General features: G+C 49.4%; 21 protein-coding genes. 13 read left to right on the top strand and 8 right to left on the bottom strand.

Annotated features, from left to right (window positions below):
• Positions 1 to 200 precede the first annotated feature (200 nt).
• From purM to ACM67B_RS04670, 3 genes are all read left to right on the top strand, one after another.
• Entirely contained in the window at positions 201 to 1,235 is a 1,035-nt protein-coding gene (gene purM / locus ACM67B_RS04680) for a phosphoribosylformylglycinamidine cyclo-ligase (protein WP_416190354.1), read from the top strand.
• A gap of 66 nt (positions 1,236 to 1,301) precedes the next feature.
• A complete protein-coding gene (locus tag ACM67B_RS04675) occupies positions 1,302 to 1,892 on the top strand; it encodes an HD domain-containing protein (protein WP_416190353.1) in 591 nt (196 codons plus the stop codon).
• 44 nt (positions 1,893 to 1,936) lie between these two features.
• The gene (locus ACM67B_RS04670; RefSeq protein ID WP_416190352.1) at positions 1,937 to 2,839 is read left to right on the top strand and encodes an alpha/beta hydrolase fold domain-containing protein; all 903 of its coding nucleotides are present in this window, start codon (positions 1,937 to 1,939) and stop codon (positions 2,837 to 2,839) included.
• Positions 2,840 to 2,904: 65 nt separating this feature from the next.
• On the opposite strand, the gene ACM67B_RS04665 is transcribed toward ACM67B_RS04670, so the two are convergent.
• Positions 2,905 to 4,368 (bottom strand): DUF3360 family protein, encoded by a 1,464-nt coding sequence (locus ACM67B_RS04665; protein ID WP_416190351.1) that lies wholly within the window; start codon positions 4,366 to 4,368, stop codon positions 2,905 to 2,907.
• Positions 4,369 to 4,617: 249 nt separating this feature from the next.
• Between ACM67B_RS04665 and ACM67B_RS04660 the strand changes: the two genes are divergently transcribed.
• Positions 4,618 to 5,505: a LysR family transcriptional regulator gene (locus ACM67B_RS04660; RefSeq protein WP_095503212.1), complete on the top strand. Its 888-nt coding sequence runs from the start codon at positions 4,618 to 4,620 to the stop codon at positions 5,503 to 5,505.
• A 61-nt stretch (positions 5,506 to 5,566) separates the two neighbouring features.
• Here ACM67B_RS04660 and ACM67B_RS04655 read toward each other — a convergent pair whose 3' ends face one another.
• Positions 5,567 to 6,340, bottom strand: coding sequence for an IS3 family transposase (locus tag ACM67B_RS04655; RefSeq protein WP_416188878.1), 774 nt, complete (start codon positions 6,338 to 6,340; stop codon positions 5,567 to 5,569).
• 23 nt (positions 6,341 to 6,363) lie between these two features.
• On the bottom strand, positions 6,364 to 6,720 hold the full coding sequence (locus ACM67B_RS04650) for a helix-turn-helix domain-containing protein (RefSeq protein WP_416188879.1): 357 nt from the start codon (positions 6,718 to 6,720) through the stop codon (positions 6,364 to 6,366).
• Between the two features lie 476 nt (positions 6,721 to 7,196).
• Here ACM67B_RS04650 and ACM67B_RS04645 point away from each other — a divergent pair, with 476 nt between their 5' ends.
• The 3 genes from ACM67B_RS04645 (at position 7,197) to ACM67B_RS04635 (ending at position 10,412) form a co-directional block, all read left to right on the top strand.
• Positions 7,197 to 8,327 carry an aminotransferase class V-fold PLP-dependent enzyme gene (locus ACM67B_RS04645; protein ID WP_416190350.1) on the top strand — a complete coding sequence of 377 codons (1,131 nt, stop codon included), beginning with the start codon at positions 7,197 to 7,199 and terminating at the stop codon, positions 8,325 to 8,327.
• A gap of 277 nt (positions 8,328 to 8,604) precedes the next feature.
• Positions 8,605 to 9,903 (top strand): 3-phosphoshikimate 1-carboxyvinyltransferase, encoded by a 1,299-nt coding sequence (aroA, locus tag ACM67B_RS04640; protein WP_416190349.1) that lies wholly within the window; start codon positions 8,605 to 8,607, stop codon positions 9,901 to 9,903.
• 173 nt (positions 9,904 to 10,076) lie between these two features.
• Entirely contained in the window at positions 10,077 to 10,412 is a 336-nt protein-coding gene (locus ACM67B_RS04635; protein ID WP_416190348.1) for a hypothetical protein, read from the top strand.
• A 137-nt stretch (positions 10,413 to 10,549) separates the two neighbouring features.
• Here ACM67B_RS04635 and ACM67B_RS04630 read toward each other — a convergent pair whose 3' ends face one another.
• Both ACM67B_RS04630 and ACM67B_RS04625 read right to left on the bottom strand, forming a co-directional pair.
• Entirely contained in the window at positions 10,550 to 11,323 is a 774-nt protein-coding gene (locus tag ACM67B_RS04630; protein WP_416188878.1) for an IS3 family transposase, read from the bottom strand.
• Positions 11,324 to 11,346: 23 nt separating this feature from the next.
• On the bottom strand, positions 11,347 to 11,703 hold the full coding sequence (locus ACM67B_RS04625) for a helix-turn-helix domain-containing protein (protein ID WP_416189294.1): 357 nt from the start codon (positions 11,701 to 11,703) through the stop codon (positions 11,347 to 11,349).
• A 117-nt stretch (positions 11,704 to 11,820) separates the two neighbouring features.
• Between ACM67B_RS04625 and miaA the strand changes: the two genes are divergently transcribed.
• Both miaA and tadA read left to right on the top strand, forming a co-directional pair.
• A complete protein-coding gene (miaA, locus tag ACM67B_RS04620) occupies positions 11,821 to 12,762 on the top strand; it encodes a tRNA (adenosine(37)-N6)-dimethylallyltransferase MiaA (protein ID WP_416190347.1) in 942 nt (313 codons plus the stop codon).
• A gap of 10 nt (positions 12,763 to 12,772) precedes the next feature.
• The gene (tadA, locus tag ACM67B_RS04615) at positions 12,773 to 13,492 is read left to right on the top strand and encodes a tRNA adenosine(34) deaminase TadA (RefSeq protein WP_416190346.1); all 720 of its coding nucleotides are present in this window, start codon (positions 12,773 to 12,775) and stop codon (positions 13,490 to 13,492) included.
• Positions 13,493 to 13,550: 58 nt separating this feature from the next.
• On the opposite strand, the gene ACM67B_RS04610 is transcribed toward tadA, so the two are convergent.
• Positions 13,551 to 14,210, bottom strand: coding sequence for a cytochrome b/b6 domain-containing protein (locus ACM67B_RS04610; RefSeq protein WP_416190345.1), 660 nt, complete (start codon positions 14,208 to 14,210; stop codon positions 13,551 to 13,553).
• A gap of 76 nt (positions 14,211 to 14,286) precedes the next feature.
• Between ACM67B_RS04610 and ACM67B_RS04605 the strand changes: the two genes are divergently transcribed.
• Together ACM67B_RS04605 and ACM67B_RS04600 are read left to right on the top strand one after the other, a co-directional pair.
• Entirely contained in the window at positions 14,287 to 15,201 is a 915-nt protein-coding gene (locus tag ACM67B_RS04605) for an NAD(P)H-hydrate dehydratase (RefSeq protein ID WP_416190344.1), read from the top strand.
• A 219-nt stretch (positions 15,202 to 15,420) separates the two neighbouring features.
• Positions 15,421 to 16,362, top strand: coding sequence for a bile acid:sodium symporter family protein (locus ACM67B_RS04600; RefSeq protein WP_416190343.1), 942 nt, complete (start codon positions 15,421 to 15,423; stop codon positions 16,360 to 16,362).
• Between the two features lie 147 nt (positions 16,363 to 16,509).
• On the opposite strand, the gene bfr (ACM67B_RS04595) is transcribed toward ACM67B_RS04600, so the two are convergent.
• Together bfr (ACM67B_RS04595) and bfr (ACM67B_RS04590) are read right to left on the bottom strand one after the other, a co-directional pair.
• A complete protein-coding gene (gene bfr, locus ACM67B_RS04595; RefSeq protein WP_095503133.1) occupies positions 16,510 to 16,983 on the bottom strand; it encodes a bacterioferritin in 474 nt (157 codons plus the stop codon).
• A gap of 19 nt (positions 16,984 to 17,002) precedes the next feature.
• Positions 17,003 to 17,467 carry a bacterioferritin gene (bfr, locus tag ACM67B_RS04590; protein WP_100564371.1) on the bottom strand — a complete coding sequence of 155 codons (465 nt, stop codon included), beginning with the start codon at positions 17,465 to 17,467 and terminating at the stop codon, positions 17,003 to 17,005.
• Between the two features lie 433 nt (positions 17,468 to 17,900).
• Between bfr (ACM67B_RS04590) and typA the strand changes: the two genes are divergently transcribed.
• Both typA and corA read left to right on the top strand, forming a co-directional pair.
• Positions 17,901 to 19,712 carry a translational GTPase TypA gene (gene typA, locus ACM67B_RS04585; protein ID WP_416190342.1) on the top strand — a complete coding sequence of 604 codons (1,812 nt, stop codon included), beginning with the start codon at positions 17,901 to 17,903 and terminating at the stop codon, positions 19,710 to 19,712.
• A gap of 76 nt (positions 19,713 to 19,788) precedes the next feature.
• Positions 19,789 to 20,871, top strand: a complete 1,083-nt coding sequence (gene corA, locus ACM67B_RS04580; protein ID WP_416190341.1) for a magnesium/cobalt transporter CorA — start codon at positions 19,789 to 19,791, stop codon at positions 20,869 to 20,871.
• Positions 20,872 to 20,923 lie beyond the last annotated feature (52 nt).

The raw sequence follows: 20,923 nt of genomic DNA, 5'->3' as shown, positions 1-20,923 counted from the left end.
GTTCATAAACATTCAGACGGCTTAAAGTATAGCAGAGGCCGTCTGAATGCAGAATAAGGAAATGCGTTGAACAAAAGCCGCTTGCCGATTGTTTACAAAATCAGCAAAAATTTGCCGACATAATCACGCCAAATTGCGCAAAATAAGGTAAAATAGCGCGCAATTATTTCGTCCCATCCCTTATACGAGGAATTACCCGCATGAGCACTTCATTAAGCTACCGTGATGCCGGTGTCGATATCGACGCAGGCGACCAACTGGTTGAAAACATCAAACCCTTTGCCAAACGAACCATGCGCCCTGAAGTGCTGGGTGATTTGGGCGGTTTCGGCGCATTGGTCGAAATCAGCAAAAAATACCAAAATCCGGTTTTGGTCAGTGGTACCGACGGTGTCGGCACCAAGCTGAAATTGGCTTTCGATTGGGACAAACACGACACCGTGGGCATCGACTTGGTGGCCATGAGCGTGAACGATATTTTGGTGCAAGGCGCCGAGCCGCTGTTTTTCTTGGATTATTTTGCCTGCGGTAAACTCGATGTGGCGCGCGCTACCGACGTGATTAAAGGCATCGCCCAAGGCTGTGAAGAATCCGGCTGCGCATTGATTGGCGGCGAAACCGCCGAAATGCCGGGCATGTATCCGGAAGGCGAATACGACTTGGCCGGTTTTGCGGTTGGCGTGGTCGAAAAAGACCGCGTGATTAACGGCCGCTCAATTGTGGCCGGTGATGTAGTGTTGGGCTTGGCATCAAATGGTGCACATTCCAACGGCTATTCATTGGTACGCAAAATCATCGAGCGTGATAATCCCGATTTGGATGCCGAGTTCGACAACGGCAAAACCCTGCGCGAAGCCATCATCGCCCCAACCCGTCTGTATGTGAAACCAATTTTGGCCGCTTTGCAACAATTCACCATCAAAGGCATGGCGCACATCACTGGCGGCGGCATTACTGAAAACGTACCACGCGTTTTGCCGGAAAACACCGTTGCCCAAATCGATGCCAAAGCATGGGAATTGCCGAAATTGTTCCAATGGCTGCAACAAGCCGGTAATGTCGAGCAGCAGGAAATGTATCGCACCTTCAACTGCGGCATCGGCATGGTTGTGATTATCGCCAAAGAAGATGCCGAAGCAGTAGCCGCTTTCTTGCACGAACAAGGTGAAACCGTTTACCGCTTGGGCGAAATTCGCGAGCGCAATGGCGACGAACACCAAACCCAAGTCGCTTAACTTTTAAGCCAATCAAAGGCCGTCTGAAAACCATTTTTCAGACGGCCTTGCTCTATCGGAAACACCATGCAACACATTATTCAGTTTATTTTAGAAGTCGATAAACTCAAAAACGTCACCCGCGCCAACAAGCCCGTTGGTCAAAGCCGCAATGAAAATGCCGCCGAACACAGTTGGCAAATCGCCCTATTGGCTCTGGCCATGCAGCGCTTTGCCCAGCCTGAAGTCGATATTAGCCGCGCCGTCAAAATGCTGCTGCTTCACGACATCGGCGAAATCGACATCGGCGACACCATCATCTACGCCAATATTGATTGGCAGGCGGAAAAAGAAAAAGAATTGGCAGCGGTAAAACGCATATTCGGTTTGCTCAACCATACCGCAACCGAGCAGGAATTTCTGGATTTATGGCTGGAATTCGAACACAATCAAACCGCCACCGCCCAATTTGCCAATGCACTCGACCGCGCCATGCCGCCCTTGCTCAATCTGGCGAGCAACGGCCAAAGCTGGGTTGAAAACAGCGTCAGCTACGAGCAAGTGGTCAAGCGCATTCGTCAGCCGATTGAGTCGGTGTTCCCCGAATTATGGCAATATATCCACCAGCAATTGGCTGAACACCAGCGTCAAGGCTGGTTTGGCACCTTAAATAAATAAACTTATTTGCTAAAAGGCCGTCTGAAAAATAAAGGAGAAACATCATGAAACTGACTCAACTTTTTGCCGCTTTATGCGCCCTGCCTTTAATGGCAACCGCAGCCGTATCATTTGATGCCGCCGAAGCGAACCGCCCTGCTTATACCGATATTGCCTATGTGCAAAGTAGTAGCAGCGGCAAAGCCCATGCGCTGGATATTTATCTGCCAAGCAAACGCACAAAAAATGCGCCGCTGATTGTGTATATTCACGGTGGTGGCTGGAAAGTAGGCGATAAAGATTTTGCCGCCTTCCAAGCCAAAACCGGCGTGCATCGTTTGATTAAAGCCTTGCTCAACGAAGGCTATGCCGTGGCGTCGGTCAATTACCGTTTAAGCGGTGAAGCACGTTTCCCTGCGCAAACACAAGATGTCAATCAAGCCATAGATTATTTAAGCCGCCACGCCAAACAATACGGCTTCAACACTAAGCGCATTGCAGTAATGGGCGATTCCGCAGGCGCGCATTTGGCGCAGCTTACCGCCGCTGCGCATGGCCGTGATAAAATCCGCGCATTGGTCAGCTTTTACGGCGTATCCGATTTGCGCAATGTGAAAATGGAACGCATGGCCAAAAATTGCAGCGACAACAAAGCCATGCCGTCTGAAAACACGCGTGAAGGCGTATTGGTCGGTGAAGCGGTTGACAGCGCCGCTTTCAATCGCGCGGCCGATGCCGCCAGCCCGATTCATCAAGTGCATGCCCATATGCCACCGGCGCTGTTGTTCCACGGCGACAGCGATTGCGCCGTGCCGCACACCCAGTCGCTGAAAATGCATTTGGCCTTGCAAAGCGTAAATGTGCCAAGCGAATGGGTATTGATTGAAGGTTTAGGCCACATGGCACCGGAATTTCATAACGATGCCAACAACCGCCGCGTTTTGAATTTTCTCAAGCAGCATTTGTGATGTTGTTTCAGCTATAAAAAATGCCGTCTGAAGAATGTTCAGACGGCATTTTTTATGGATGGTTTTTACGTTCTAAACTGTGGCAGGAAGGCTGGAATGCCCGGCAGCATGCCCACAGCACCCATTGCCAAACACAACACGGTAAAACCAATCACCGGCACCAGCACACGGCCGGCAAAGCCTAATTCGATACTGCGTTTCTTGTCGCCGATTAAGCCCAAGTTATCCAACAGCATGGTCAGCGACCAGCCAAACACCGGATTCACCAGCGCCGAAGAGAACACCACAATCGCAGCAGACTGCGTGGTCTTGCCCTTGCGCGTCATTTCCATGCCCGCCTCCAGCAGCGGCACATACACGCCCACCACCAAAGCCACGCTCAACACCGGCTGCCAAATCGCCAAGTCCATCGGATAGCCCCACAAAGCGGTGATGATACACAGAAACGCGGTCAAAATCGCGCCGGCCGGAATCGGACGCTTGGCAATCGAAGCGGGCACAATATAAGTACCCCACGATGAAGTGAAGTTGGCACCACCCAATACCGATCCGACTGCTTGGCGCATCGAGCAACTCACCATCGTGTCGTCGATGTTCATGTGCATTTTTTCGGTTTTTTCAGGGTAGCTCAATTTTTGGAACACTTGGTGACCCAAAAAGTCTGGCGACCACATCGCCACCGCCAACACAGCAAACGGGAACACCACCAAGAAGCTGTTCATGTCCGGCAAGCCCAGCATCCAGCCGCTGTTTTCACCCCACCAATACGCAGGGCTCATTGGCGGCAAACCCGGCCCTGTCTCAAAAGCAAACGGCGCGCCCAAGATAAATGCTGTAAAACCAGCCAACACGCAACCGAGCGGCACTGCCAGCCAGCGTTTTTTCCAATGCTCCAACAAGGCATACATCAAAATCGTGCCCATAATCACGATAAAGGCAATGTGCGGTTTGCCAAAGGTGCCCGCCCAATCAAAGAGCTTTTTCACCTGCCCCGTGGTACCAATAAACCCGAGATACAAGAGCAAACCGCCGCACACACCATTACTCGTGAGCTTGGCCATCAGCGAGCCGCCTTTGAATATCGCCATCAGCAAGCCCAATACTGCAATCGAAATACCGAAAGCCAACGGATGGCCGCCTGCCGCCACCACAATCGGAATCAGTGGAATCAAAGGGCCGTGCGTGCCGGGTAAGTTGGCACCGGGCAGCAAAAAGCCCGACAAAATCAAAATAAACGCCGCCGCAATCAGCAATTCATAGCGCACGTTTTCCAAAATGAAATCTTCCGGCAAACCCAAAGGGCCTGCGAAAGCCGCCGCCACTGCGCCCACCATCACCACTTTACCGATGGTCGCCGCAATTGCCGGAATCATGTCCTCCCACTCAAAGCGGTAATCGCGAAACGGCAGATTCGGCCGCCAACGCTTAGGCTGCATGATTTGCAATTCATGGTTCAAATACGCATCGCGCGATTCGAAGGCCGAGCTGGGTTGATGCAGCTCGGCATAGCTTTTTTCTTGCGTGTCCATTATTTACTTCCTATTTTTTTTATAAATTCGTGTGTCACGGTTTGCCGTATTTCATTCTCCTCCAACAGCAAACCGCTGCCTATTAAAAGGCCGTCTGAACAAGGAAACAAATCTTATTTTCTGATAGCTGCTATCCGATTTATTGATGATGTTTACTGAAAGCCTTGATTTGATAGCCTGTTTTGACTTTCAGAAAAGGCAAAATTATGTTAAAAATCGATTATAAGAAAACAAAATCAAGCCGAAAAAATGGACATTAATCAATTAAAATCCTTTGTGACCGTCGCGCATCAAGGCAACCTGACCCAAGCGGCCGAACGTCTTTTTCTCTCGCAACCTGCCGTTTCCGCCCAAATCAAGGCCATTGAAAATGATTTAGGCACCCCGCTGTTCAACCGCACCAGCAACGGCATGACGCTCACCCGCGCCGGCGAAGTGTTTCTACCCGAAGCCGAAGCCCTGCTGCAACACAAACACAAGCTCGAGCAATTCGCCAAAACGCTGGCGCAAGATTTCACTGAAGAAACCCAGCTCGGCATCATCCACCCAATTGATTCCACCAAACTCGCCAACCTGACTGCCCTTATCAACCAAAATGCGCCCAATACCCGCCTGCACATCCAATACGGCATGAGCGGCGAAATTCTCTCACGCATTCAAAATAAAACCCTACACGGCGGATTTTTCTTGGGCAACATCAACCAGCGCGGCATTTGCAGCCTGTTTCTGCAAAACCTGTCTTACTCACTGATTTGCCCGCAAGGCGAAGAAGCCGCCATTCGCGCCAATCCGAAAAGCTTGGAAAATTACACTTGGATCGAAATGTCGGGCGTATCCGGCAGCAGCAAGCATCTGCAACAATTCTGGCGCGCCAACCGCCTGTCGCCCAAGCGCCAAATCTTATGCGATTATCCGCAAGCTATTTTGGATTTGGTGATTAACGGCATAGGCGTGGCGATGGTGCCGAGCAACAAAGCCGATGCCGCCATTCGCGACGGCCGTCCGCTGTCGGTATTGGAAGAATACCGCCAAACCATGCCTATGCATTTTATTTACGCCAGCGAATATGAAGACAATCCCGATTTGCAGCTGTTGAAGCAAAGCGTAGAAGAAATTTGGCAGATTAAGCCGAATTAAAACAAGGCCGTCTGAAAGGATTGAACTGTCCCCCAATTCTTGGACAAATTAAAAATCTTTCTCAAACAGCCTGTTCAAGCTGGGTCCTGTAAGCCACAGGACTCAGCTTTTTTAAATTCAAACTAATACGTTCATAATTGTAGTAACGTATGTAATCATCTATCACTTTGGTCAACTCTGCCACCGATAACACACCTTCCTGATAGAAGCTTTCCACTTTTAATGTCCCGAAGAAACTCTCCATCGGTGCATTGTCCCAGCAATTCCCTTTGCGCGACATGCTCTGCACAATGCCTTTCTCCGCCAGCTTTTCCCGATAAGCCTGAGTTCGGTAAAGCACACCTTGGTCAGAATGCAGCAGCGGGGTCTGCCCTTTCAGACGGCCGAATGCCTTATCCAGCATCTGCATGACCATCTTGCTGTCCGGCTTTCTACTGAGCTCATAAGCCACAATCTCACGATTGAATACATCCAATATCGGCGATAAGTACAGTTTGCCGTCGGTGCATTTAAACTCGGTCACATCGGTCAACCATTTATCTCCCGCTTTATCAGCAGTGAATGCACGCTTAAGGATGTTTTTCGACGTCTCTCCTATAACTTGCGGACGATAGGATTTTTTGTTGCGCACTTTGGCTTTCAAACCCAATAATCCCATAATACGCTGCACTTTCTTTTTATTCCACGATAATACAGCTCCAATCCGCCGTTGGCCGTAGCGACCTTTGTGTTGGTGATAAACTTCACTCACCGCCGCTTTGGCTTCCATATCGGGATCGGATTTACCGATGTGGTAGTAGAAACTGCTTTTGGGTATGCCGGCACTGTGCAACAAGTATTTCAGCAGGTGCTTCGCCCTCAGCGTTTGAACGGTTTCGCAACTTTGGTGGCGTTCTTTTCGTTGAGGGCTTTCATGTGCTTTAGGTAGTCGATCTCCGCCCTCATGTAGCGTAACTCTTCAATCAGCTCTGCCTGAGTTTTTTCATGGTCGGGTTTGTCGACGATAAAGGGATTGTTGCGTTTGGTCTGCGTAGTCTTCATAAGCGTAGCCTGTGGGTGCTGAAGTGCGGCTATACCGCCTTGACGGTAGGCGGCAATCCAACGGCGCAGGTGGGTGCGTGAGACGTTGAAATGGTCTGCGGTACGCTGTTGGCTGTGCACTTGATGGTAATGGAGTACGGCTCGGTATTTGAAGTCTAGTGTATATTTGGACATAAGAAAACTGCACCTTTTTAAGTTGGGGGGAAGTGTCCAACTTTTGGGGTGCAGTTCAGATTCAGACGGCCTATAATGAACAAAAAAAGAGCGGTATGACCGTCTTCAAAGCCATACCGCTTAAGTTTGCGACACACGCAAGTTGTTAACCCGAAACCTCGTCTGACACTATCGGCAAGTGCCTGTCGTTGACGCCATTAAAAACGCAAGCGCTTTATTTGGCTAATTTTCTTTTTTGATAATTTCGATTAGTTTTTCTGATAATTTGTTTAAATGCACAATAATTTCAAAATCTTAAAACATTCAAAACCAATCAAATTGATTCACTTTCGCTTTACTATTTTGTTTAAAGGCCGCCTGAAAATCAAATTCAGACGGCCTGACTTAATTTACAACCTAAAGTCAGCCTTTTATTTGCCTTTTTTAAATGATATGATTTCCGCACAACATCCAACTACAACTCAAGGAGAAACGCCATGTCCGCCCCATTGCCTCGCCCAGAAATTGATTCAGACGGCCTGCTGGAATATTCGGTGGTTTATACCGACCGCGCTTTAAACCACATGTCGCAAAAATTTCAGACGGCCTTACGCTATATTTCCGCCACCTTAAAATCTGTTTACCACGCCCAGCACGTTGCCGTGATTCCCGGCAGCGGCACCACCGGCATGGAAGCCGTGGCACGCCAGTTTGCCCGCGACCAAAAATGCCTGATTGTGCGCAACGGCTTTTTCAGCTACCGCTGGACGCAAATCATTGAGCAAGGCCGCATCACCGACGACACCAAAGTCTTGACCGCCCGCCAAGCCGACGAATACCAAGCGCCTTTTGCACCTGCGCCGATTGACGAAGTGTGCGCCGAAATCGCTGAATACCGTCCGGCTGTGGTGTTCGCGCCGCACGTTGAAACCGCATCCGGCATTATCCTGCCCGACGACTACATCGCCCGTTTAGCCGAAGCCACGCATGAAGTCGGCGGCTTGCTGGTGATTGACTGCATTGCTTCCGGCTGCATGTGGCTGGATATGGAAAAGCTGGGCATCGACGTGTTGATTTCCGCACCACAAAAAGGCTGGAGCGGCTCGCCGTGTGCCGGTTTGGTGATGCTGAACGAAACCGCCTACCAAAAAGCACAAGAAACCCAATCCGACAGCTTTGCCGTCGATTTGAAAAAATGGCTGCAAATCATGGAAGCCTTTGAAAACGGCGGCCATGCTTATCACGCCACCATGCCGACCGACGGCTTGTTCCGCTTGAGCGAAGTCATCCGCGAAGCCGAAGCCATCGGTTTTGAAACCCTACGCGACCGCCAAACCGAATTGGGCAACAAAGTCCGCCGCTTATTGGCCGAACGAGGCTACCCGAGCGTGGCTGCCGAAGGCTTTGAAGCACCGGGCGTGGTGGTGGCCTATACCGACAATCCCGACATTCAAAACGGCAAAGCCTTTATCGCACAAGGCCTGCAAATCGCTTCTGGTGTGCCGCTGCAAGTGGGCGAGCGCAGCGATTTCCAAACCTTCCGCTTAGGCTTGTTCGGCTTGGACAAACTGCAAAACATCGACCGCACCGTTGCCTCATTTGCCAATGCCTTAGCCAAAGTAGGTTAAACGCCTTGTTAATAGCAAGCCGTCTGAAAGCCAACTTCTTTCAGACGGCCTTTTTCAATCCTGACCACACCCAATCATTTATATTTTTATTTATCCAAGTTGCGCCATTTTTATGCGCGATTGATCTATTTTCTAACACAAGGCCGTCTGAACATTGATTCAGCTTCATTAAAATAGCGCAAATCCACATCAGCCTTGCAGACTGCTTATCCGTAATCAAGGCGAACTGTGTATAATGCGTTTATTCTGTTAGCCCACTATTTTCATTCTCAACATCATGACTGAATCCATCCGCTTACCCGCTTCCCGCCTCAAACCATCCACTGTTGCCCTGCCCGGCTCAAAAAGCATCAGCAACCGCACGTTGCTGCTGGCCGCGTTGTCTGACAATGTCTGCGAAATCCGCTCACTGCTGAAATCCGACGACACCGACCGCATGCTTGAAGCCTTAGACAAACTGGGCGTAAAAATTGAATGCTTAGAAACAGGCCGTCTGAAAGTACACGGCACAGGCGGCGCGTTCCCTAATCGCGAAGCCGATTTGTTTTTGGGTAATGCCGGCACCGCATTCCGCCCCTTAACCGCTGCTTTAGCCGTTTTGGGCGGCAATTACCATTTACACGGCGTGCCGCGCATGCACGAACGCCCGATTGGCGATTTGGTCGATGCGCTGCGCATTGCCGGTGCCGACATTCAATATTTGGGCAACGAGCATTATCCGCCGCTGCAAATCAACGCCTTCACCGACAATGGCACGCGCGTGATTCCGATTAAAGGCAACGTATCCAGCCAATTTTTGACTGCGCTGTTGATGGCGCTGCCGCTCACCGGCGAAGCGTTTGAAATCCACATGGTCGGCGAACTGATTTCCAAGCCTTATATCGACATCACCTTGAAACTGATGGCACAATTTGGCGTTCACGTTGAAAACGACGATTACCGTGTATTCAAAATCCCCGCCAATGCCCGCTACCATGCGCCGGACGTGCTGCACGTCGAAGGCGATGCCTCAAGCGCGTCTTATTTCTTGGGTGCAGGCCTGATTTCCGGCGCGCCGATTCGCGTGACCGGCATTGGCTTGAACAGCATTCAGGGCGACGTGGCTTTTGCGCGCGAACTGGAAAAAATCGGCGCCGATGTAGTGTGGGGCGATAATTTTATCGAAATCTCACGCGCGGAAAATCAGGCGGTAGAAGCCTTTGATTTGGATGCCAACCACATCCCCGATGCGGCGATGACCTTGGCCGTGATAGCCTTAGCCAGCGGCAAGCCTTGCACCCTACGCAACATCGGCTCATGGCGTGTTAAAGAAACCGATCGCATTGCCGCAATGGCCAACGAATTGCGCAAACTCGGCGCGGAAGTAGTGGAAGAACCGGAAGCCATCCACATCACACCGCCGGCACAATTAAACGCCGATGCCGCCATCGACACCTACGACGACCACCGCGTCGCCATGTGTTTCTCGCTGGTGTCGCTGCTGGGCGTGCCTGTTGTCATCAACGATCCGAAATGCACGCATAAAACCTTCCCGACTTATTTTGATGTGTTCGGTGAAATTACCGAAGCGTTGTAAGGTTTAATATGCCAAGGCCATCTGAAACTTCAAAACGTTCAGACGGCCTTTTCTTATTTACCATACATTAAAGAATGAACAAATATGCTCTGATATTGTTGTCTTGATTTTATGGTAAAATAAAGTACAGAGAAATTTATGTTTTAATTTTACTTTTAAATAAAGGAGGTTGTATGAAAACCAAACATATTCTGTTGCCTCTGGTCGCATTGTTTGTTTCAGCGACCTCTTTTGCAAGCAATGATTGCGGCGTTTTTGCTGATGCATGTGCGCATGGTGCAAAATTGGCAGCAAAAAACCAAGCGATTATTCAAAATTCTTATGACAAAGCTTATGAAAAAGCTTATGAAAAAGCTTATAACGAAGGTCGTCAAAAAGCGTTGAATCAGGCTTATAACGAAGGTCGTCAAGCACGAATTGAAGCAATTCGCGCGAAAGCGCGTGAGCAAGCACGTTTGGAGTATGAACAAAAGCTTAAGGCTCAACAGGCGGCGAATGAAATGAAATAAGCTATAAAAAAGACTACATAAATATGTAGTCTTTTATGTATTAGAAACAATAAAATTTCTCTCTTTCACACTTCCAAGGCCGTCTGAAACTTCAAAATGAACTGTCCCCCAATTCTTGGACAAATTAAAAATCTTTCTCAAACAGCCTGTTCAAGCTGGGTCCTGTAAGCCACAGGACTCAGCTTTTTTAAATTCAAACTAATACGTTCATAATTGTAGTAACGTATGTAATCATCTATCACTTTGGTCAACTCTGCCACCGATAACACACCTTCCTGATAGAAGCTTTCCACTTTTAATGTCCCGAAGAAACTCTCCATCGGTGCATTGTCCCAGCAATTCCCTTTGCGCGACATGCTCTGCACAATGCCTTTCTCCGCCAGCTTTTCCCGATAAGCCTGAGTTCGGTAAAGCACACCTTGGTCAGAATGCAGCAGCGGGGTCTGCCCTTTCAGACGGCCGAATGCCTTATCCAGCATCTGCATGACCATCTTGCTGTCCGGCTTTCTACTGAGCTCATAAGCCACAATCTCACGATTGAATACATCCAATATCGGCGATAAGTACAGTTTGCCGTCGGTGCATTTAAACTCGGTCACATCGGTCAACCATTTATCTCCCGCTTTATCAGCAGTGAATGCACGCTTAAGGATGTTTTTCGACGTCTCTCCTATAACTTGCGGACGATAGGATTTTTTGTTGCGCACTTTGGCTTTCAAACCCAATAATCCCATAATACGCTGCACTTTCTTTTTATTCCACGATAATACAGCTCCAATCCGCCGTTGGCCGTAGCGACCTTTGTGTTGGTGATAAACTTCACTCACCGCCGCTTTGGCTTCCATATCGGGATCGGATTTACCGATGTGGTAGTAGAAACTGCTTTTGGGTATGCCGGCACTGTGCAACAAGTATTTCAGCGGGTGCTTCGCCCTCAGCGTTTGAACGGTTTCGCAACTTTGGTGGCGTTCTTTTCGTTGAGGGCTTTCATGTGCTTTAGGTAGTCGATCTCCGCCCTCATGTAGCATAACTCTTCAATCAGCTCTGCCTGAGTTTTTTCATGGTCGGGTTTGTCGACGATAAAGGGATTGTTGCGTTTGGTCTGCGTAGTCTTCATAAGCGTAGCCTGTGGGTGCTGAAGTGCGGCTATACCGCCTTGACGGTAGGCGGCAATCCAACGGCGCAGGTGGGTGCGTGAGACGTTGAAATGGTCTGCGGTACGCTGTTGGCTGTGCACTTGATGGTAATGGAGTACGGCTCGGTATTTGAAGTCTAGTGTATATTTGGACATAAGAAAACTGCACCTTTTTAAGTTGGGGGGAAGTGTCCAACTTTTGGGGTGCAGTTCAAAACGTTCAGGCGGCCTTTTTGTTATAATTTACCGTTCTATATTATTTGAATCGTTTTTATGAACACGCCCAAAGCCTTTGCCATTCTCGGCCCGACAGCCAGCGGCAAAACCGGCCTCGCGCTCAAAATCGCCGAAAGCCTGCCGGTGGAAATCATCAGCTTGGATTCGGCGCTGGTGTACCGCGACATGGACATCGGCAGCGCTAAGCCCACCGCTGAAGAACGCGCCGCCGTACCGCATCATCTGATCAACATCATTTCGCCGCTGGAAAGCTACAGCGCGGCAGAATTTGTCGACGATTGCGTGCGCTTGGTCAACGAGATTCATGCGCGCGGCAAGCTGCCCTTGATTGTCGGCGGCACCATGATGTATCTCCACGCGCTGACCGAAGGTTTGAACGATTTGCCCGAAGCCGATGCTGCTGTCCGCGCCCAGCTTCACGCCGATAAAGCTGAGTATGGTTTGACGCATTTGTATCAGCGTTTGCAGGAAGTTGACCCCGAAACCGCAAGCCGTCTGAAAGCCAACGACAGCCAACGCATCGAACGTGCATTGGAAGTGTTCATGCTCACCGGCAAACCCTTGAGCCGACATTTTGCCGAACAATCCGCCCACACGCCGCCGCTGGATTTGTGCACCATTGCCCTGATTCCCGAAAACCGCGCTTTATTACACGCGCAAATCGGTAAGCGCTTCGAACAGATGTTGGCACAAGGTTTTTTAGACGAAATGCAGATGCTCAAAAGCCGCTATCCCGAATTAACGCCCGATTCCACCGCCATGCGCTGCGTCGGCTACCGCCAAGCATGGGATTATCTCGACGGCCTGACTGATTACGACACTTTTGTCGAAAAAGGCATCATCGCCACGCGCCAACTGGCCAAACGCCAGCTCACTTGGCTGCGCAAAATCCCGTTTGCCCACGCGCTTGATCCTTATGGCGAAGACGATTATGTTCAGACGGCCTTGAATTTGGTGCGCCAGCATTTTGAACAATAGGCCGTCTGAAATGAAGTTAAGCACTCCGCCCATCGCCCCAAAAACCTTAGCCATGCTGAATTGCTTGGGCATCGAAACCTTAGCCGATTTGCGTGAAATTGGTTCGGCCAAAGCGTTTTTACTGCTCAAAGCCGCCGGCGGCACCGTCACCCAAAGTACTTTATGGCAACTCGAAGCCCTGCTGTTAGGCATTGCCGCTGCCGATTTGAGCGACACACAAAAAGTGGCATTAAGCGAACGCATCAAGCAGCACCCGACCGTGGCCGTGTTCCCCACGCCGTCTGAAATGGCAGAATTTATGCAGGCGGCGTTGCAGCAAGCTGAGCAGTCTGCCCAAATGGGTGAGATTCCCGTCGGCGCGGTAGTGGTGCACAACGGCCAAATCATCGCCGCTGCCCACAACACTTGCGTGCACGACCACAACATCAGCCACCACGCCGAAATCCGTGCGTTGGCGCAAGCAGGCGCGGCATTGGGCAATTACCGCCTTGACGGCTGCGATGTCTACATCACGCTTGAACCCTGCGCCATGTGCGCGTCCGCCCTGATTCAAGCGCGGGTGAAACGGGTGATTTTCGGCGCATCCGAACCTAAAACCGGCGCTGCGGGCAGCGTGTTGAATTTGTTTGAGAACAGCTTGCTCAACAAGCACACCGCCGTTTTAGGCGGCGTGATGGCTGATGAATGCCGAAATCTGTTGCAGGATTTTTTTCAGAAAAGACGCAATTAAACCAAAGGCCGTCTGAAAGAAAATCTTTCAGACGGCCTTTAATTAATGAAACATCGACTTAACCGATATTCGCCACAATTGCCACCACAATCACCGCCACCGCCAAAGCCGCGATGAATTTGCCGGAACTGGCAAATTTCAGCAACGGCAGCTTGCCTTCCAATTCCTTATAGCCGGTAATCATCGGCGTAATCAAATTGTGTTTTTTCAAAAACTTATACGCCAAAATGGTGATGATGTGCACCGCCGCCAAAATCAGGAGCAGATTGAAAAAACCAAAGTGGATTTTGCGCATGGTCGCGCCGGTGCTGCTGCTCACCAAGCTGTTTAAATAGCCGTTGTAAATAAAGGTGTTATCGTCGGGTGAAAACAAGCCAGTTGTCACTTGTACCAACACCGCGCTCAACAAAGCCAATACCATCAATGCGCCCAATGGATTGTGGCCGGGCTGCTCGTTTTCAGTGATTTCACCTTTAAGGTATCGGATAATCTGTTTCGGCCCACGCACAAACTGGCTGAACTTGGCCGTATCGCTGCCCCACAAGCCCCAACACACACGAAACACCACCAGAGCCAAAATCAACAGGCCGCAGCGCAAATGCCAAGCCAGTAAGTTACCGCCGGTTTGGCCGCTGTACCACATAAAGGCAATCGCCAGCACCAGCGTCCAGTGAAAAATGCGCGTAGGCAAATCCCAAACTTTGATTTTCTGTTTCATTGTCGTGTTCTTTCTTATAAGATGGAAATAAGTTTGTGTTTGCCCTATTTTAACCAAATTTGCCGACGGTATCATCATGATTTATCCACCTTATCACATTCTTAACCCGGAACAAATTTTTCAGACGGCCGCGCAATTTTCGCAGGTATTCCGCCCGCGTGAAGCCGAATCCCACAAAGGCACTTACGGCACTTTAGCCATTATCGGCGGCGCGACAGGCATGAGCGGCGCCGTTGTATTGGCCGCCACAGCGGCGATGTATCAAGGTTGCGGCAAGGTTTGGGCAGGATTTAACCAAACCGGTTTGCCCTTTGCCGTGATTCCCGAGCGGCCTGAAATCATGCTGGCCACGGCAGAGCAACTCTGCCAACGAATAGACATCAGCGCATGGGTAATTGGCTGCGGTTTGGGTTTGCAGAAAGAATCAGAACACATCATCACATGGGCGTTACAACACACCCAAAACCAGCCTTTATTGCTCGATGCCGACGCGCTCACCTTACTCGCCCGCTCGACAACCAATCACGAATCAGCCAAACAACACGGCCGATTGGTGCTGACACCACACCCAGCCGAAGCCGCGCGATTATTGCAAGCCACTACCGCCGATATTCAAGCCAACCGCATGGAATCTGCAAAAGCCATCAGCCAAACATTCAATGCCGTCACCGTATTGAAAGGCCATCAATCCTTGGTCGCCACACCCGATGGGCAGGTTTACACTAACTTCAGCGGCAATGCCGGATTAGCCACAGCTGGCAGCGGCGATGTGTTGAGCGGCATCATCGGCAGCTTGTTGGCGCAAGGGATTGAGATACAAGAAGCCGTGCAAGCCGGTGTGTGGTTACACGGAGCCGCAGCGGATGTATTGCGCGACAGCCAAATCGGCGAAATCGGTATGCTGGCCGCTGAGATTGCACCGGCTGCGCGCTGGCTACGCAATTGGCTCGCTAATCAAACGATGAATCCGGTCAAGCTTTGGCATGCCTAATGATTAAATGTTGAATAACAGGCCGTCTGAAAATAGAAAACTCGTTTTCAGACGGCCCGATACCTTTGTAAAACCCTTGATTTGAGTACAGTTCAAAGTTGTAGCAGCGCACAACGAAGGAATGTGCCAAAGGTAGGGATTTTGCAAAGGTCTCGGCCTATTTTGCATTCTGCCGCCAAGGCGTGTATGCTTGCGATTTTTATTTTATTGTCAACAATCATGAATAAACTTACTCAAATCAGCCATTTTATCGGCAAAACCTTTGCTTTTTGGGCAGCCTTGTGCGCCATCATCGCGTTTGTTTCCCCTGAAACCTTCAAATGGGTGCTGCAATATGTGCCAATTTTACTCGGCGTGGTGATGTTCGGCATGGGTTTGACGCTCAGCCCATCAGATTTCAAAATCATCACCCAACACCCCAAAGCCGTGATTATCGGTGTGGTGGCGCAATTTGTGATTATGCCTCTGGTGGCTTATCTGCTCACCCGATTATTTAGCCTGCCGCCTGAAGTGGCCGTGGGGGTGATTTTGGTCGGCTGCTGCCCGGGCGGTACATCGTCTAACGTGATGACTTATCTCGCACGCGGTAATGTGGCCTTATCGGTAGCGGTGACTTCGATTTCCACTTTGCTGGCACCGATTTTTACACCGATGATTTTTATGCTACTGGCCAACGAATTGCTCGACATCAATGCCACGGCGATGTTTGTATCGATTCTGAAAATGGTATTGCTGCCGATTGTGTTGGGTGTGATTGCGCATACGCTGTTTAAAACCCAAACCGAAAAAGCCGTCGGCGTATTGCCGTTGATTTCGGTGATTGCGATTGCGCTGATTATTGGTGCAGTAGTCGGCGCCAGCAAAGGCAAAATTGTCGAAAGCGGCTTGTTGATTTTCGGTGTAGTGGTGTTGCACAACGGCATCGGTTATCTGCTGGGCTTTTTGGCAGGCAAATTCTGCAAACTGCCTTATGATGCACAAAAAACCTTATCCATCGAAGTGGGCATGCAAAATTCCGGCTTGGGCGCGGCTTTGGCGGCGGCACACTTTGCTGCCGCGCCGGTAGTAGCTGTGCCAAGCGCGCTGTTTAGCGTGTGGCACAATATTTCCGGTTCGCTGCTGGCTTCTTATTGGGCCAGTAAAGCGGATAAAAACGCTTAATTCTTACTAAGTTAAAACAAGGCCGTCTGAAATAATAAGCTTTCAGACGGCCTTTTGATTACTAAACCATAAAGAAAACGGCATATCTTTTCAGATATGCCGTTGATTGGGTTAAGAGAACCGCTATATAGGGTAGTGGTTTGTGTTTTAGTCCTCTTGCGCCCCGGTTTGCAGGTAGTTTGCCAAACCAATTTTGGCAATCAATTCCTGCTGGGTTTCGAGCCAGTCGATTTGCTCTTCGTTGGTGTCTTTTTGTTTTTCCAACAAGTCGCGGCTGACGTAATCTTGTTTTTCTTCACACAAGGCAATGGCAGCGGCCAAGGCTTCGTGTTTTTCGTTTTCTTTGGTCAAATCACAAGCGATGATTTCTTCGGTGCTCTCGCCAATCAGCAATTTGCCCAATTCTTGCAGATTCGGTAAACCTTCCAAAAACAAAATACGCTCAATCAAATCATCGGCTGCTTTCATTTCGATGATGGATTGTTTGTAGAAATGTTTGCCCAAATCCTCAAAGCCCCAGTTTTTCAAAATGCGGGCATGTAAGAAATATTGGTTGATGGTTACCAAAAGCAAGCCTAAGTTTTTATTCAGCTCACGGATAACTAAACGGTCGCCTTTCATAAATAGCCTCCTCGTTCAATTACATTTGGCTTTGATAATAATTGCCTTCACCGATCAATTCGATCAGGCGCAATTGTTGCTCCAGCCAGTGGGCGTGATCTTCTTCGGTGTCTTTCAATTGCTGAATCATCAAGTCGCGGGTCACGTAGTCTTGAACTTCTTCACACAATTTGATGCCTTTTTTCAACGCATCGCGTACTTCGTATTCGGTGTTCAAATCTGCTTGCAGGCAGCTTTTTACGTCGGTACCGATATTGATTGCGGCAGGAACCATTTTCGGGGTGCCGCCCAACATCAAAATACGGCGGATGAAGTCTTCAGCGTGTTGGGTTTCTTCTTCCATCTCGTGATTCAGACGTTCGAACAATTTGGTGTAGCCCCATTCTGAATACAGACGCGAGTGGATAAAATATTGATCACGGGCAGCCAATTCGCCGGCCAGCAATTCGTTCATATAGTCGATTACTTGTGGATTGCCTTGCATGGTGTTTCCTCTTTCTTGAAATGCCGCTTCGGGCAAATGTGTTGGTTTTGGGATTGAGTGTATTGTAGTAAAGATTGCAGCCCAATACAATTTTTCTATTTAAAATACAAACAATTATCAAAAATATCTTAAAGTAAAAAGGCCGTCTGAAAAAATCAATTGGCTGATTTTTATCGCTTTTTATTGCCATTGGTATTAAGAATCTGTTACAACGCAATCATATATTTACATTCTTTAACCATAAATAAAAGCAAACAAAGCAACAAAACCCATCAAATTTAATTATGAATTATTCTCAACTGCTTTTAGGCAATCTCCTACAACACTTCCTCTCCCAAGCGTGAAAAATATCCGCCTCAATCCGACGGCTTTAATTTTATCGTGTTATAATGCCGAGTTATCTTAAAAATCTTATTAAGGCACGATTCAAGCCATGAAACAAATTCGCAATATTGCCATCATCGCACACGTCGACCACGGCAAAACCACATTAGTTGACCAATTATTACGCCAATCAGGCACCTTCCGCGACAACCAGCAGGTTGACGAGCGCGTGATGGACAGCGGCGACATCGAAAAAGAACGCGGCATCACCATCTTGGCCAAAAATACCGCCATCGAATACGAAGGCTACCACATCAACATCGTCGATACCCCGGGACACGCCGACTTTGGCGGTGAAGTAGAACGCGTATTGGGCATGGTTGATTGCGTGGTGTTGTTGGTTGATGCGCAAGAAGGCCCTATGCCGCAAACCCGCTTTGTAACCAAAAAAGCTTTGGCTTTGGGTTTGAAACCGATCGTTGTGATCAACAAAATCGACAAACCAAGCGCGCGCCCAAGCTGGGTAATCGACCAAACATTCGAACTCTTCGATGCATTGGGTGCGACTGACGAGCAACTCGACTTCCCGATTGTGTACGCTTCCGGCTTAAGCGGCTTTGCCCGCTTGGAAGAAGATGGCACCGAAAACGACATGCGCGTGCTGTTTGAAACCATTTTGAAACACACTCCGGCACCAAACGGCAGCGCCGATGAAACGCTGCAATTGCAAATTTCTCAACTCGACTACGACAACTACACCGGCCGCTTAGGCATTGGCCGCATTTTGAACGGCCGCATCAAACCGGGCCAAGTCGTTGCCGTGATGAACCACGACACCCAAGTCGCTCAAGGCCGTATTAACCAATTGCTCGGCTTTAAAGGCTTGGAACGCGTGCCGTTGGAAGAAGGCGAAGCCGGTGACATCGTGATTATTTCTGGTATCGAAGACATCGGTATCGGTGTGACCATTACCGAAAAAGACAACCCTAAAGGCTTGCCTATGCTCAGCGTTGACGAACCAACCCTGACCATGGACTTTATGGTGAACACTTCTCCATTGGCCGGCACTGAAGGCAAATTCGTGACTTCGCGCCAAATCCGCGACCGCTTGCAAAAAGAATTGCTGACCAACGTGGCTCTGCGCGTGGAAGACACCGATGATGCGGATATTTTCCGCGTTTCAGGCCGTGGTGAATTGCACTTGACCATTTTGTTGGAAAACATGCGCCGCGAAGGCTACGAATTGGCCGTCGGCAAACCGCGTGTGGTGTACCGTGAAATCAACGGTGAAAAATGCGAGCCGTATGAAAACCTGACTGTTGACGTACCTGACGACAACCAAGGCGCGGTCATGGAAGAACTGGGTCGCCGCCGTGGTGAACTGACCAATATGGAAAGCGACGGCAACGGCCGTACCCGCTTGGAATACCACATTCCGGCGCGCGGTTTGATCGGTTTCCAAGGCGAATTCATGACCATGACCCGCGGCACCGGCTTGATGAGCCACGTTTTTGATGACTACGCACCGGTGAAAGCCGACATGCCGGGTCGTCATAACGGCGTGTTGATTTCGCAAGAGCAAGGCGAAGCCGTGGCTTATGCTTTGTGGAACTTGGAAGACCGCGGCCGTATGTTTGTGTCTCCGGGCGAAAAAATCTACGAAGGCATGATTATCGGTATCCATAGCCGCGATAACGATTTGGTTGTGAACCCATTAAAAGGTAAAAAACTCACCAACGTTCGCGCCAGCGGCACCGACGAAGCCGTGCGTTTGACCACGCCAATCAAGCTGACTTTGGAAGGCGCGGTAGAATTTATCGATGATGATGAATTGGTTGAAATTACGCCGCAATCCATCCGCTTGCGTAAACGCCACTTGAGCGAACAAGAGCGCCGCCGTCACTTCAAAAAAGCAGATTAATTTCGGTTTAATCATACAAAGGCCGTCTGAAAAGCTATAATGCATTTTTCAGACGGCCTTTTTTAATTTGTCTAATATGATTAATCATTCCTCTCAAACTGCCGATGGCGAACACATCGACACCAATGTCGAACAAACCGCGCCACGCAGCAACACCAGCAACGCACCCAGAGCCGCCATTCACCAAACCTTATATTCTGCCAACAGCTTTGCGCAACATGATTATTTGGCCAAAGGCAAAAAGCTGCCCAAAATCACCCCAGCCGAAGCCGGACAAACCAATTGGCTGCACTTTGTCGGTATCAACAATATCGAGCTGCTCAAACACGCTCTCGAACCTTACGGCATTCACGAATTGGTGATTGAAGACATTCTCAGCCGCAAGCAGCGCCCGAAAATCGAAGATTACGGCCACTATATCTTCATCGCCGCTCAAGTATACAATTACGGCGCCACCAAGCTGCATTCCGACCAAGTGTATCTGGTCATCGGTAAGGATTTTGTGCTGTCTTTCCAACAAAAGCCGTTGGGTTTGTTCAGCCAATTCCGTCAGATTATGCGACACAACCCGCATCATGTTTTGGACAAAAACGCCGCATTTTTGGCTTATTATCTGCTCGACCGCATTGTTGATGACTACTTCATCGTCTTGGAAGATTACGATAACCGCGTCGAAGCCATCGACAAAGCCCTGTTCAAAAATGAAAACGACGACACACTGTTAAGCCGCATCCATCGCCTCAAACGCGATGCTGTACGCCTGCGCCGCACTTTACTGCCCATGCGTGACGTGTTTTACCAGCTTGCCGTGCGTGGCGACTACGATATTTTCGAAGGCGAATCCACCGTTTACCTGCGCGACGTGTACGACCACAACCTGCAATTAATCGAAACACTGGAGGCCTCGCGCGATATGGTAGTCGGCATGATGGACGTGTATTTGTCATTCCAATCCAACCGCCTGAACCAGCAAATGCGCGTATTAACCGTCATCACCATCATGTTTATGCCCTTAACCGTACTCACCGGCATTTACGGCATGAACTTCGACAATATGCCGGAATTGCATTGGCATTACGGCTATTACGCCGTGCTCGGTTTAATGGCAACCATCATCACCGGCCTGCTGATTTTCTTCTTCCGTAGAAAATGGTTATAGCCAAATTTATAAATTAAATTGGATTATATCTTTTAATTTACTATAATCATTA

This window comes from Neisseria sp. CCUG17229 (assembly GCF_047839235.1).
Lineage (GTDB): Bacteria > Pseudomonadota > Gammaproteobacteria > Burkholderiales > Neisseriaceae > Neisseria > Neisseria brasiliensis.
This window is presented reverse-complemented; position numbering and strand designations above follow the sequence as displayed.